Origin of the sequence: Yersinia mollaretii ATCC 43969 (assembly GCF_013282725.1) — a bacterium.
Classification (GTDB): domain Bacteria; phylum Pseudomonadota; class Gammaproteobacteria; order Enterobacterales; family Enterobacteriaceae; genus Yersinia; species Yersinia mollaretii.
Genome location: NZ_CP054043.1, coordinates 379899 through 394236, shown reverse-complemented (window position 1 = coordinate 394236; position 14338 = coordinate 379899). Strand labels below are relative to the sequence as shown.

Genomic DNA, 14338 nt, shown 5'->3' with positions numbered 1-14338 from the left:
CGGCTTTATTCGCATCCCTGCTCATGACGCCTAAAACGGGCGTCCTGCCCGTTTTCCTTGCCTTCATTCTTCTCTCGGCAGCTCAAATGTGCTTTTAACACCAAAGTCAAAACCACGGTTTTTGGCTTTTGATGTTGAGCGCAATCAGGAATATTGCCGACGAGGATGGAGGGTAGAGTGAGCGGGCAGGACGCCCGCGAAAAGCGCGCTTGAGCATGGATGCGAATCGCGCTGGCTCGTCAGCCCGAAAGACGTGGGAGGTTTACCCGCAGGGCAATATTTCGCGCAAGGCGCGGGTGTTGGGCCGCCGCCCTGCGGCCCGACTCGGTTGAGGCTGGGGAGGTCAAGTGAGCACTGAACGGCTATCAACCGAAACCAGATCCGATCTATCTCGGAAGCCAAGTGAGCGCCGATCTTATGTCAACCGAACCGAACACCAGCCCGAAGACAAACCAAAACCAGATCCGATCCCTATTCCAAAATCAGAAAAAAATTACTACGGTTTGGCCGTAAACATCCCCTCAATCCGCGCCAGCAAATTACTCGCACTATAATAATCCAACCGGAAAGTATCATAACCCACCGCATAAACACGATTGTGCTCAACTGCCGGGGTGTGCGCTAAAAACTGATTACTTTTCAATGCCTCAACGGCCGGTTGATCACCGGAGAACAGTAAAATCGTTTCACCGTTTAGCCCCTCGGCCAGCTTCTCACCGCCTAACTGAATGATATCCTTACGATGCCCCATGCTGGTATTGCCTTTCACGGCATCAGGAATAGTCGCCAGCGTGAAGCCCAATTGCTGCAATAATTTCCCCTGCGCGGAGTTTTCAGTCCATAAATTGGCGGTGTTGCCCGCCGCTTGATAGACAAAAGCGGAGGTGGGTTGGGGCGGTAGGGTGATAGTTTGCTTCACCTCATTAAGCCGATTGGCAAATTTATCAATGACTTGTGTTGCATCGGACTCATGACCGGTGGCTTGCCCTAGAATGACGGCTAACGCCTGCCAGCTCTTATCATCGTAATTAATCACCAATGTCGGCGCGATAGTGGATAACTGCTCATACAGCTTCAGCGCGGAATCACCACCGGTAGCGGAAATGATAATTAAGTCTGGATTCATTCCGGCAACCGCTTCGGCATTCGGCTCGGTTTGATACAGCGGCACCAATTTTTTGGCCTGTGCGACCTCTGACCACTGGGTAAAGAATCCCTGCTTATCCGCGACGGTGGTGTTAGGGGCGGTGGCTCCGGTGGCAATGACCGGGGCATTGATCGCCAGTAAGGTGCCGGTAATGGTGATGCTGGTGGAGACAATACGCTTTGGCTGCTGGGTCAATGTGACTGGGCCTTTTGCCGTCTCCACAGTGCGGGACCACGCTGGCGTGTCTTCAGCCGCCGCAGATGTCTCGGCTTCTTGCGCAGGTTTGCAGCCGGATAACCCAAGAGTGAGAGCCAAGAAACTCAGCAGGAGAAGAACAAAACGAGCTGTTTTGGGTGAAATGGGGGGCGCGTATCGGGACATAACGGCATTTTCTCTCTCTATTTAACGATGCTGAGCGGTAATTTATCACGCCATAAAATGAATGGTACTGATTATTATTTCGATTATTATTTGTCGTGAGACGATAATAAAGCGCCGATATTGGCTGTCTGGTTGATCTGGCGAATAATTGTACTTTAAGCAGGATATTGCGGTTTTAAGCACTAAAATGGCTTTTTATGTCCCTATAACCACTCTGTGATTGAGCGATATGACTCGGCTAATCCCCCTCAAGACAGCCGAATAAACTGGTTTTTAGTTATCATGCGAACTATTTTGCGTGTATTTGCGATGATTATTGGTTTTATTCACTTATTATGAAAACTATTGCACCTGCCAAATCATTTAGACGATAATGATTATCGTTAAGCTTTGTTTGCTAAAGTTCCCTCTCACCGATTTTTATACGCTGACCTCCATGACTCAAATGACCACATTCTGGAGTACCTTCTATCTGGCTCATCAGGGCTGGTTACGTGGATGGCTGCGTAAAAAAGTGGGTTGTCACCATAGTGCCGCCGATCTGACCCATGACACCTTTATCAAGTTGCTGACCATGGCCGATCCCAGTGTGATCCGCCAGCCGAGAGCCTATCTGATGGTGACGGCGAATCATGTGATGATCGATCAATTCCGTAAGCGCAAGCTGGAACAGGATGCCTTAGTGGCGTTGGCCCAGATGGCGGAAGAGACACATGAACAATCGGCAGAAGAGCGGGCGGCTGTCAGTCAACTGGTGGCGCAGGCGGTACAGATTCTGGCCAGTGAACTGGAAGATCACGTCTGCCGAGCCTTCTTGATGGCGAGAGTTGAAGGCTATAGTTACAGCGAAATTGCCGAGGTGCTGGGGGTCAGCGAAAGCAGCGTCAAACAGTATCTCGCCAAGGCACTGATTCACTGCCATAGCCGCATTTTTTGTCAGGAAAATCATGAATAAAACCACGCATAGCCCTGATGGCGGAGTGGCTCAAATTCAGCAAGATGCGGCGCAATGGCTGTTGGACTTCTCTGAGGCGACGCCAGGGACGCCAGAGCACAGCAAGCTGCTGGATGCTTGGTATGAGTGGTGCCAGCAGAATGAGCAGCACGAAAAAATATATCAGCAAATGAGCGGATTATGGCACAGCACTCGCCATGAACCGCTGCGCCGTCGGCCTGCTTTACGGGTTTCGGTTTGGTTGGCGTTGATGGTCAGCGGGTTGCTGCTGAGCCAGCTCCCTTACCACTATTGGTTGGCAGATCAACGCACCGTTATAGGCGAAATCAAACATATTGCCTTGGATGATGGCAGTGAAATCATCCTGAACAGCAACTCCGCCGTGAACATTCATTACTCATCGGGGCAGCGCCTGATCGTGCTGCAACGGGGTGAGGTGTACGCCATTGTGGCAAAAGATCCTGCGAAGCGGCCCTTTGTGGTCAGTAGCCGTGATGCACAGGCGCGGGCGCTGGGCACCCGTTATACGGTAGAACAGCAGCCGGAAGAGACGAAGGTCAGTGTGGTTGAATCCACTGTCGAGGTCAGGGCGAATGGCAATCTACAGGCCAAGGTGACTTTGGCGGCGGGGCAGCAAGTGAGCCTCAATCAGCACCAGTTTATCGGCCCGGTATCCCATAACCGCAATGCAGACAGTTGGGTACAAGACCAGTTGATTTTTGAGGATGCGCCGCTCGAACAGGTGATTGAGCAACTGAGCCGTTATCGCCCCGGCCTGATGTATTTCGATCCGCGTAGCCGGAGTGCATTAAGCGAATTGCGCTTTACCGGCGTCCTCCCCGCCACCGACAGTGATCAGGCGCTCAGCCTGCTTAGGCAATCCTTGCCGCTGAAAGTGGCTACACCGCTACCCGGCTTGGTGTGGCTATCCAAAAAATAAATCATTATTATTCAATCGACTAACAATTATTTTAACGAAAATGATAATTAATTTCATTATCAACTGCCCGTTTTTATCTCTGGTGCGTCTTTGATCCTGAAAACATAAAAATATTATTTCAGGGTAAAAGTATGCGCAGGAAAATTTTGCTGAATACATTGCTGACAGTCATTCTGTCCGGCGGTACTTCAGCGCTGGCTATCGCCGCTTCAGGGAGCGACAGCAGCACCAAAATGATCACTATCTCTGCTCAGCCATTAGAGAGTGCGCTGACGCAGTTTTCCAAACAAACCGGCATCACTTTTGGCGTCGAGAGCCGCTTATTAGCGGGCAAACAGGTGACGGCCATCAGTGGCGATTACAGCACCCCTCAGGCGCTGGAATTACTGCTAAAAGGCAGCGGGCTGTATGCCGAGTTATCCGTCGATGGCCGCAGCTATATTCTGCGACCGCTGGCCACTTCTGCGGGTGAAACCACTGATTCTGACCGCAAAGCACCCTCCACGGTGACCGGAAAAACACAAAGCACGGGGGATGTTATGACCGTGCGCGGGCGGGCGGCGGGGCAGTTGCAAATCGGCAGCCAGCAGATGACGGAAACCGATATTGCCAAACAGCCGACAGGCAACGGCAACATCACCGAGCTATTACGCACCAATCCCAATGTGCAGTTTTCTGAAACGTCGCGCAACAGCACGACACCGGGAGAATTGGCCCCCGAGGTGGTCTCTTTCCACGGGGAAAAGTTCTATAACAACAACTTTATTGTTGATGGCTTATCCAATAATGACCGCTTAAATCCCGGCGACAATGTGGCTGATATCGAGAAAGCGCCGAACGGTAATGCCGGGGCAGACTTTCCGGCGGGTCATCCAGAAGCCTTTTGGGTTGATACCAGCTTGTTGGAGTCGGTCTCGGTCTATGACAGCAATATCTCCGCCAAATATGGGCAATTCACTGGCGGGGTGGTGGATGCCACACTAAAGCGCCCGTCATTTACCGAAGCCAGCGGCAATATCTCCTATCGCACCACCCGCTCCAGTTGGGCGAAATACCATATCGAAGATAAGAAACAGGTCAGCTTTAATAAAGCCGCCACACTGGATGCACAGCCCAAATTCACCAAAGATTTTTACAGCATTACGGTCAATCAACCGCTGAATGACCGTGCTGGTTTTACCTTTTCCTATAATCGCAAAGAGTCGGCCATCCCCTATTGGCACAGCTATATGCAGAAGTGGGAAGACCAGTCACGGTTGAGCGAAACCTATCTGCTGCGGGGGTCTTGGGACAGCGACGACAATAACAAATTTAACCTGACCCTCATGTATTCGCCGCACAGTTCAACCTTCGTACGCGCCAATACCATGAATGGTCAATATACCAATGAGGGGGGCGGCTATAGCCTTAATTTTGATTGGGCGAATCAGAATAAATGGGGTTCACTGAATACCAAGCTGGCCTATCGGCAAAATGAAAATAGCATCACTAATCAGGAGCAGAACTATTTTGCTTGGATGGCTAGCCCGCACTTTGATTGGCGCAGCTCAGCCAGCTTGTCTGGTTTTGGTGGCTATGGCAGGGTAGAAACAGAGCAGAAAAGCCATATTTTACAGCAAGAAATGGCGTTCAATAGCTTCTACACTGGCGCGGTGAGCCACAAAATTGATGTGGGTTATACTGCTGAATTCTCCACGGCAACCTACAACCGACCAACCACTAGCTACGGCTTTACCGGGCAGATTGCCGCGCCTAATGTGGTCTGTAACGGCGATATCGGCTGTGTGGATGGCGACCAATATTTTTACACCCGTTCTGTCTATGCCGCCGGGAGAACGGACGTCAACGCCAGCACTTACGGGGCATATGTGCAGGATACGGCGAAGTTCTCCCGCCTGACCATGATGCCCGGCGTGCGTGTGGACTATGACGATTACATGAAAAATCTCAATGTCTCGCCACGATTTAACCTGACTTATGATGTTTGGAATGATCACCACACCGAGCTGTTTGCGGGGGCTAACCGCTACTATGCGGGCAATATTCTGGCCTATAAATTACGTGAATCCCGTCAGGCGGTGTATACCGAGTGCCGCGCTGGACATCTCTCCTCCACAGGAACGTGCGCTAAGGGGAAAACCCCGCTCACCACTCCGGGGCCGTGGGTTTACAGCAAAGCTCAATCTACCACCGACTATCGCTACAGCCAGTTGAACACGCCGTACAGTGATGAGCTGAACCTCGGTTTGCAGCAGCGTATTGGCGAGACAATTTGGACCGCCAAATGGGTTCATCGTCAGGGCAAAGATCAATTTGCCGCCGAAAAAATGGAGGGCACCAAGACCTATGTCATGACCAATGGCGGGGAGAGCAAAGCAGACACTTACAGTCTCACTGTGGCCCCTGTTGCCCCCATCGACTGGCACTCACTGGTTTTATCTTGGAATTTAGGTGCCAATATTCAACGTAGCTATAGCTCAAATGGCACTTATGACGATGAAGCTGATCCTGACCAACTGATTATTTATCGGGGTAGTGTTATCCGCCAAATAGAGAAACCGGCGGATAACTTTAATCGCCCATGGTCGGCCTTTGCTGAATTAAATACAGAAATTCCGGCATGGCGTTTGGACTGGACTCAACGGCTGAGTTATATCGCTGGCTATCGCTCTATCACCAGCAAAGAGACTGTTTCGTGCAATGTGGATGTGCGCTGTCAGGGCTATAGCGGCACCATGGATGTTTACGAAGAAGAGCAATTTAGCCCGAATATTAATCTCGATTGGCGCGTCTCTTATACCCAGCCATTAGGTAAACAAAATATCAAGGTGGGTTTGGATATATTCAACGTACTGAATCACGTCAATAAAACGGAATCGAATTATCAGATGGGCCGTCAATATTGGCTGGATGTAGCCTATAGCTGGTAAGCCATTTTTAAATAAAGAGTAAGGATAATGATGACACGCATATTGCGCTATGGGTCAGCGGCTATTTTATTGCTGCTGACTGGGATTTCTGTTGCCAATGCGCAGGAAATTAACAGCCCGGCCCCTGAGATAACCGAAGGCAAACTGGCGAATGGTCTGCGCTATTCGCTGGTTCCGCTGGCGGGGCAAAAGGGGCGGGTGGATATCCGGTTGGTGGTTGGCGCGGGGTCGCTGGATGAAGAGAGCCAACAGAGCGGTGTCGCTCATATGGTGGAACATATGGTGTTCCACAGCAGCAAAAATTATCCGCAAGGGGTGGCTGAGTATTTGCATCAACAGGGCTGGGTGCGGGCACAGCACTATAATGCGATGACCAATTACGAGCGCACCTCCTATTTATTTAGCCCACCCAAAGGCAGCAAGCAATTACCGGAGGCGCTGGCGGTATTAAGCCAGATGGCGGGTGACAGCAATATAACGCAGCCGGAATTAGATCGTGAACGGCAAATTGTTTACGAAGAGTGGCGCAGTAAACTTGGGGTGGCTGAGCGAATGAATCAGCAACGGATTCAAGCGATTCGTTTTGCTTCCCGTTATCCTGAACGCCCCGTGATTGGTGATGAGAAAAATATCCGAACGCTGCCTGCGACAGAATTAAAAGCCTTTTATCAGCGCTGGTATGTGCCGGGTAATATGCATTTGATTATTACTGGCGATATAGACTCGAATCAAGTGACGCAACAGATTACCCACTATTTTGCGCCCTTGGTGAGCGCCCCGCTTCCTGAGCGTCACTATTACGAACCCACACTCTCGCCCCAACTGCGGGTGGTTCGCCTGCAAGACAGCGAAAGTGGCGGCAGTCAGGTCTCTTGGGTCTATCGCTTTGATGAATCCGCCAGCCGAGTGCCGGGTTATAACGGCATTTATGCGCGTTTAGTGGATCAGATTGCGCTCACGGCGCTCACCCGCCAACTTCGTCGTCAGCAAGAGCAGCTCCCGCCTGCGGTCAGTTCTATGGTGATCCGAAAATCCAATATTGGCCGAACCACCTCAGCGCTGGGTATTTTTGCGCAAGTCACACCCGACGGCCATCGTCGTGGGTTGACGCAGATTCAGACTGAAATCCAGCGCTTACAGCGCTATCCGATTTCCGCTGATGATATCAATGAGATAAAGAAAGAGTTGCTGGAGACGGTGGCGAGCAGCAATGAGCGCGAAGAGAGCCGCGATTTTGCGGCATGGGTACAAAAAGTCAGCGATACGCTGGTGCAAGACAAGCCGATGATCCGCCAGAAGCAGATTAACCAATGGGCGACAATGGCGCTGAGCCATATTGATGCCGATAAGGTGAATGCCCGCATTCAGCTCTGGTTATCCACCCCCGACCGTTTGGTGCAATTCACTGTGCCGGGTAATGCCCCCTTTGCGCTGCCCACGGCGGGGGCGATTTTGCGTGCTAAGCAACATAACCAAAGCATCGCTATCACTCCACCACAGCCCAAGCCAAAAACAGTTGCGGCCCCGGTTTTACCGCTGGTCAACACCTCTGGTAGGGTGGTGCGTCAACAGGATTACCCGCAGCAACAGGTGCGTGTTTGGTCTCTCAGCAATGGTGACCGCGTGGTCTGGTTGCGCTCACCGCAAGCGGATAAAAAAGTCTGGTTTACTGCCGTCAGTGGCGCTGGGTTTATGTCACCGGATCTTAATCCGTGGCAGGCGCAGTTAGCCTCGCAACTGGTGCAGCAGAGTGGGCCTCAGGGCTGGAGCGGAGAGCAATTTGCCGCATGGCGCAAACAGCAAGGCGTCTCACTGAGCTTCAACCAAGAAGCAAATGAGTTGCAGATAAGCGGTCAGGTTGATGCAGCAAAGCTGGATGATTTGCTGGGCTTATATAACAGCCTGCATCAGCAGCCCCAAATTGCCCCAGAAGTGATGAAAGAGAGCCTCAATTCGCTATTACGCATGACCGCCAGAAGCGCTGATTCTGTTGGCGATAATAAAGAGTCATTGATCACCCAATTGCGGTTTGGCAAAGCCGTCTTTACCCGCCCAACCCGCGCACAGTTATCTGCGGTTAGCCGAGAAGATCTGTTGTCACAGTGGCAGCACAGCGCCGCCGCCCCCGTCACCTATTACCTGCTGGCGGATCTGGATGCCACGCAATTACAGGCAAAAACCGAGCGCTATCTGGCCGGGATCCCCCGAAAAGCACTGGTCGCCGCCCCTGTGCACTCCCCGCTACCGGGCCGTCGTGAAGCCCGCAATCAATGGAATCTGGAGCCGCGCTCGGATCTCAATGTCTGGAGTTTCACCCCACTGAAATGGACACCACAACAGGCCGTTCAGGTGGCTATCGCCCAAGATTTGGCGCGTAAATACCTCAAAACGGCCTTGCGGGATGACTCACTGGGTATTTACCGCATGAGAATTGACAGCACATTAGCCGATAAAACGAATCGAATCGAAACCACGATGAGTTTTGGCAGTGAACCGACACGAACTGATGCGCTATTACAGCAGGCCGAGCAGGTGTTTGCCCAATTACCGAGCTTGATTACCGAGCAAGATGTCAATGCGGGGGTTGCCAACTTCAAACGCAGCCAAGCTGCTCGCCTCAGTGATCCAGCGACCCAATTGCGGCTGTTGATCCTCAGCGATGAGAATTATGGCGATCCTCACTATCTGAGTGAGGTGAAGTCGTTAGCGGAAACGATCACTTTAGCGGGCGTGCGCACGGCGGCGGGTCAGTTATATAACCCGCAAAACAGTGTGATATCCATTATTCAGCCGCAGGAAAGAAAGGGGCGGTCACCCGCTAATTCGACGGTTTCGGTGGAGAAACAGCCGTGAAAAAGCTGTTTGCGATGCTGCTCGATTTAAGTCGCCCATTCTGGGGGAAACGCCGGAACTGGCGGGCGTGGCTACTCTTGGCGACCATATTGGCTATCGGCTTTGGTGTAGTTTATCTGAATATTCGGATTAATGAGTGGAGCAAATCTTTCTATGATGCGCTGGGGGCATTCGATAGCGCGAAACTCTATGGTTTGGTCAAAGAGTACAGTCTCTATATTGCTATTTATATTGGTATTTATGTCTATCAAGATTGGCTGATCAAGCTGCTGACGATCCAGTGGCGAGGGGAGCTAACTGAACAACTGATCGATAGCTGGTTTGCCAAAAGAGCCTTTTACCGTCTATCGCTCAATGGCAAGATGGACAACCCAGACCAACGTATTGCCGAAGACATTGACCTCTTTGTCACCAAAACCCTTGAGCTGTTGACCTCATTTATTATCAATTTTGCTCAATTGTCCTCATTCGTCATCATCCTGTGGAATCTCTCCGGGGTGCAGCAATTTACCCTATGGGGGAAAAACATCACCCTTTACGGCTACTTGGTGTGGGTGGCGGTGATTTACACTTTGTTGGGTAGCTTGATTACCCACTGGATTGGTAAAAAACTGCATGGCTTAAACTATCAGAAACAGAAAGCAGAGGCCGATTTCCGCGCCTCATTGCTGCGTAAACACGATAACGCCGAGCAAATTGCGCTCTATGGCGGCGAAAATCAGGAAAAACGCCACTTAAAGCGCAATTTTTCGGCTATCGTGACTAACTGGCGCGCCATGATGAACAGCGAGCGAAATTTGGGTTTCTTCACCGTGGGTTATGGGCGCATCAGTATGATTGTCCCAATTTTCGCGGCCTTGCCCGCTTTCTTAAACAAAACCGTGACGCTGGGGGGGTTGATGCAAATCCGCAGCGCGTTTAGTCAGGTTTACAGCGCGTTAAGCTGGTTTGTGCGGGCATACCACCTGCTGGTCACTTGGTCGGCAACACTGGAGCGCTTGAGTCAGTTTAAGCAGGCGATTTTGGATGAACAGCGCGAACAACCATCCGCCACGGCGGGACACGAACTCGTCACTCAGGATCTGTCGCTCTCAACCCCACAAGGCATGGCGTTGCTTAACGAGATTAAACTGCACTGTCCTCACGGCAGTTGGAATCGGATCTCGGGGGAGAGTGGCCTAGGTAAATCGACTTTACTGCGCACATTAAGTGGCTTATGGCCTTACTATTCAGGCAGTTGGAAGATACCGCAAGGGCGAAATCTGCTCTTGCCGCAGCAGAGTTATCTGGGGCAGGGGACATTGGCTGAGCTGCTATGCTACCCGCAGGCAGGGACCGTAGAACCTGAATATCTGCGCGAAATATTGCATAAAGTGGGATTGTCGGGCTGGCAGGATCGGCTTGATATGCGGCTTAATTGGGAGCGTATATTCTCCGGTGGCGAGCGCCAGCGTTTAGCTTTTGCTCGTGCACTGATTAATCAACCAGATACACTCTATCTCGATGAAGCCACCAGTAATTTAGATACTGCAACCGCCAGAGAGTTACTGCTGCTGCTCAAACAGTATCTACCACACTGCACTCTGGTGGTTATCACGCACCAGAATGGATTGGCTGACCTTTTTGAGTATCAGCACGACTTAAGCCAATTCAGGCAATCTATTGAGGTTATCCCCGCAGCAAATTAAGGGATATTAACCACCAGTGATCAAATAAGTTCGCTGGTGGTTTTTCCGCCGATATAGCCTAATGCTGCGCTATGCATTTAGCCGCAGAACAATGAATAAAACTACCATTTCCCCTGCCTTATCTCTTTTCTCAAAAATCGATAAAAAATAGAGCGCCAATAAATAGATAAATTCTGCTGCATATCGGACCTGATAGTGTTAAATGAATTTTTGTTAGTTTTTTATTTATTCCGTCCAATCTCATTTAGTGAAGTATTTAATGCTGCCAGAGCCGGAGGAGGTCATGACGACTCAGTAAGTAAATTAATTGTTTAGCTTATAATCTGAAGAGTTAATAAGCGAGTTGATGCTGTATTTATATTCAAAATAAATACATATTTTATGGAAAACAGGGAGAGTTACTAACCAATTCCTGATCAAATTTAGCGATCGTTATTTACATTTTAATAGGTAAAATCAATCAGTTGCTTATTATTGATCGGCTGCCTTGATCTTTTGCACTGATTTTATGCTATTTTGGCGGTTAATTCTGATAATACGCCTTTTCCTCTGCGGGAATTATCAGCGATAAACACCTTGAAATCTCAAGGAAATAAACTAAAAAAATAAAGCACAGGGGTATTCCCGTGAATTTTCTAAAACATATCACCATCAGGATGGCGTTATTATCTATTCTTGTTATATTTTTGTTGCTCTGGGGAGGCGTTTCCACCTTTACACTATTTTCACTTAACCAATTGACGCATTCATTACAGCTAAGTTCTAACCAACAGAAAAACATTAATATTATTAATCGGGGGAATGACCAATATTTCCGTGTCGTGACACGTTTAAGTCGCGCGGCGGCCTATCGTCAAAGTGGAGCCACTGCTGATGCTGATCGTGAATTGGCTTCCGCCGGGGTGGCGCTCAAAAATACCCAAGAGGCGTTGGCGAAATTTAAGCTGCAAACGCATGAGCCGATGGACCCGTTACTGACGGATAAAACCATCCAAAGTTGGTCAACTCTATTGAGTGATGGGATTGAACCGATGTTCAAGGCGGTTACTGATAGCCGTTTTGATGAATATAACACTTTGTTTAATAAAAGTTATCCGCCATTAAGCCGTGAGTTTGGCGCGGCAGTAGAGAAATACAACTCGACGGTCGATGAGGCAACAGAGGCCGCCAGCCTTCGGGTCGAGCTGTTGGTCACGTGGTGCGAGCGGGCGCTGATGGCGGCATTAATGGCTGGTCTTATTATTTTGTTGCTGACCGATCGCTACATTGTTCACTATCTGGTGCGCCCGCTGGACGCGATCAAGCAGCACTTTAAGCGGATGGCTGAAGGGCAGTTAGGTCGGCCAATGGCTGAATTTGGCCGCAACTGCGTTGGGCAATTGATCCCTTATTTGCGTGAAATGCAAACGAGCTTGGTGAGCACGGTGTCAACTATCCGCAGCAGCACCGATGCCATTTATACCGGTGCGGGTGAGATAGCCGCAGGCAATGCGGATCTCTCTTCGCGCACCGAGCAGCAAGCGGCGGCGTTGGAAGAGACCGCTGCCAGTATGGAGCAGCTAAATGCGACGGTAAAACAGAATGCGGAGAATGCACATCAGGCCAGTAAGCTAGCAGATAATGCCTCTGTTACGGCACAAAATGGTGGGCGTATTGTCAATGATGTGGTCGCGACCATGAGCAGTATCACTGACAGTTCGCGTCGTATTGCTGACATCATCGGCGTGATTAACAGCATCGCCTTCCAGACGAATATTCTGGCATTGAACGCCGCCGTTGAAGCCGCTCGTGCGGGTGAGCAGGGGCGCGGGTTTGCCGTCGTCGCCAGCGAAGTCCGTAATTTGGCGCAACGCAGTGCGCAGGCGGCCAAGGAGATTGAGGGGCTAATTAGTGAATCGGTCTCCCGAGTGAATATTGGCTCGAAGCAAGTCTCTGAGGCAGGGGAAACGATGAACAGTATTGTTCAGGCCGTGACCAATGTGACTGATATTATGGGTGAAATAGCCTCCGCCTCTGATGAGCAAAGCCGGGGTATTAGCCAAATTGGGCAGGCTGTTGCCGAGATGGATGGTGTCACGCAGCAAAATGCCTCTTTGGTGCAAGAGTCCGCCGCAGCGGCAGCTTCGTTGGAAGAGCAGGCTCGCCAACTGACTGATGCTGTTTCGGCATTTAAACTTTCGGATAATATGCAAACAGCATAACCATAATTAAAATAAGGATTATGGCTAAGTGAGTGAAACTTTTCCCATAATAGAATAATAAGTCGATAAACCACTCGTTTGGGCTAAGTGATTATCTTGGGCGGGTGGTTTTTTATTTTCAGCTAAAGATATTTTTTGATAGAAACGATATAATATGTTTGATTACAATTGGCCTATAGAAATGAAAACCATATATTTTACATCAGGTTAAATAATGAATATGACTTATTTTCGCGGTGTATTTTTTCTTTTGATGATGCTTCTATCATCCTCTTCTTTCGCCATTAACTGTCAGCGGGCAGTGACCCCGGTTGAATACACGGTATGCAGTAATGAAGATTTACACTGGCTTGATCAGACATTCAGTGACATCTATCAGGCGATGTTGGTCAAAAATGATACTGAAACCGTTTATCAGCAACGGCGAGTATGGGAGAGCGCACTGAACAGTTGTACCAGTGATACGTGCATTCAGCGTGCCTATTTTCAGGGCATCGCATCTATGACTGATATCGATAATAAATTTAATTGGCAGGGGCAGTGGTGGAACATCACCAAAGGGAATGAGCGTGGTGGTGTGATCAAAATTAGCGGTGTTACCCAGTGGGGCTTCATTATTGATAGCCGTGCTTGGTCGGGTGAGAACAGCGGTACTTTCAAAGCTGAAGCGCGCAAAATTGAAGGGCTGGCCGTTGTCGATCTCATTGATAAAACAGCAAATTGCCGATTATTACTGATTCCAATTAAAGATGGTTCTATTCAGGTACACAGTAATGGCAGTTGGGGATGTCGTATTTCGATGCCCAAAGATGTCTTTATTGATGGGCAATATGTTCGGGCGGATAAAGATCCCCGCGAAGAGCCAACGCTGCTCACTATTGGTATTTTTACTAACACCCAGGATGATAAAAACTTCCGCGATTTAGTCGGCGATAATTACGCTCAATTTGTCGCTTCAGCGAATGTCTATATCTATACCCCTGATCTGGATAAGCGAGGGGCAAAAGTATTAACGACTTGGGTACGTGGTGCGGCCAATAAACGTGCATCAATCATCATGTATAACCCGACTGGGGAGATATGGGCCGCTTTTGTTGCACCAGAAAAAAATGGCGACCTACAGATTCACTATTTTACTAATGTCGTTGACGATAAAGATAATCGGCCAAAAACCATCATGGAATGGCAGCAAACGTTTATGGATAACTGATTTCGTCCCTTGACTATAAAGCCAGCGGGAACT

At 49.7% G+C, this 14338-nt stretch carries 8 protein-coding genes; 7 read left to right on the top strand and 1 reads right to left on the bottom strand.

Annotated elements, in window-relative coordinates; genetic code table 11:
* Positions 1-496: 496 nt before the first annotated feature.
* Entirely contained in the window at positions 497-1528 is a 1032-nt protein-coding gene (gene fepB, locus HRD69_RS01685; protein WP_004878127.1) for a Fe2+-enterobactin ABC transporter substrate-binding protein, read from the bottom strand.
* A gap of 436 nt (positions 1529-1964) precedes the next feature.
* Between fepB and HRD69_RS01680 the strand changes: the two genes are divergently transcribed.
* The 7 genes from HRD69_RS01680 to HRD69_RS01650 all read left to right on the top strand — a co-directional run bounded on the left by HRD69_RS01680 (position 1965) and on the right by HRD69_RS01650 (position 14305).
* A complete protein-coding gene (locus HRD69_RS01680; protein WP_004878130.1) occupies positions 1965-2483 on the top strand; it encodes a sigma-70 family RNA polymerase sigma factor in 519 nt (172 codons plus the stop codon).
* Positions 2476-3423 carry a FecR family protein gene (locus tag HRD69_RS01675; protein ID WP_244263012.1) on the top strand — a complete coding sequence of 316 codons (948 nt, stop codon included), beginning with the start codon at positions 2476-2478 and terminating at the stop codon, positions 3421-3423. The genes HRD69_RS01680 and HRD69_RS01675 overlap by 8 nt, the downstream gene beginning before the upstream one ends.
* Before the next feature lie 131 nt (positions 3424-3554).
* Positions 3555-6353, top strand: a complete 2799-nt coding sequence (locus tag HRD69_RS01670; RefSeq protein WP_004878133.1) for a secretin and TonB N-terminal domain-containing protein — start codon at positions 3555-3557, stop codon at positions 6351-6353.
* Positions 6354-6380: 27 nt separating this feature from the next.
* A complete protein-coding gene (locus HRD69_RS01665) occupies positions 6381-9206 on the top strand; it encodes a M16 family metallopeptidase (RefSeq protein ID WP_244953506.1) in 2826 nt (941 codons plus the stop codon).
* A complete protein-coding gene (locus tag HRD69_RS01660) occupies positions 9203-10894 on the top strand; it encodes an ABC transporter ATP-binding protein/permease (protein ID WP_050413229.1) in 1692 nt (563 codons plus the stop codon). The genes HRD69_RS01665 and HRD69_RS01660 overlap by 4 nt, the downstream gene beginning before the upstream one ends.
* Positions 10895-11520: 626 nt before the next feature.
* Positions 11521-13095, top strand: coding sequence for a methyl-accepting chemotaxis protein (locus tag HRD69_RS01655; protein WP_004877342.1), 1575 nt, complete (start codon positions 11521-11523; stop codon positions 13093-13095).
* Positions 13096-13315: 220 nt separating this feature from the next.
* Positions 13316-14305, top strand: a complete 990-nt coding sequence (locus tag HRD69_RS01650; protein WP_425273810.1) for a lysozyme inhibitor LprI family protein — start codon at positions 13316-13318, stop codon at positions 14303-14305.
* Positions 14306-14338 lie beyond the last annotated feature (33 nt).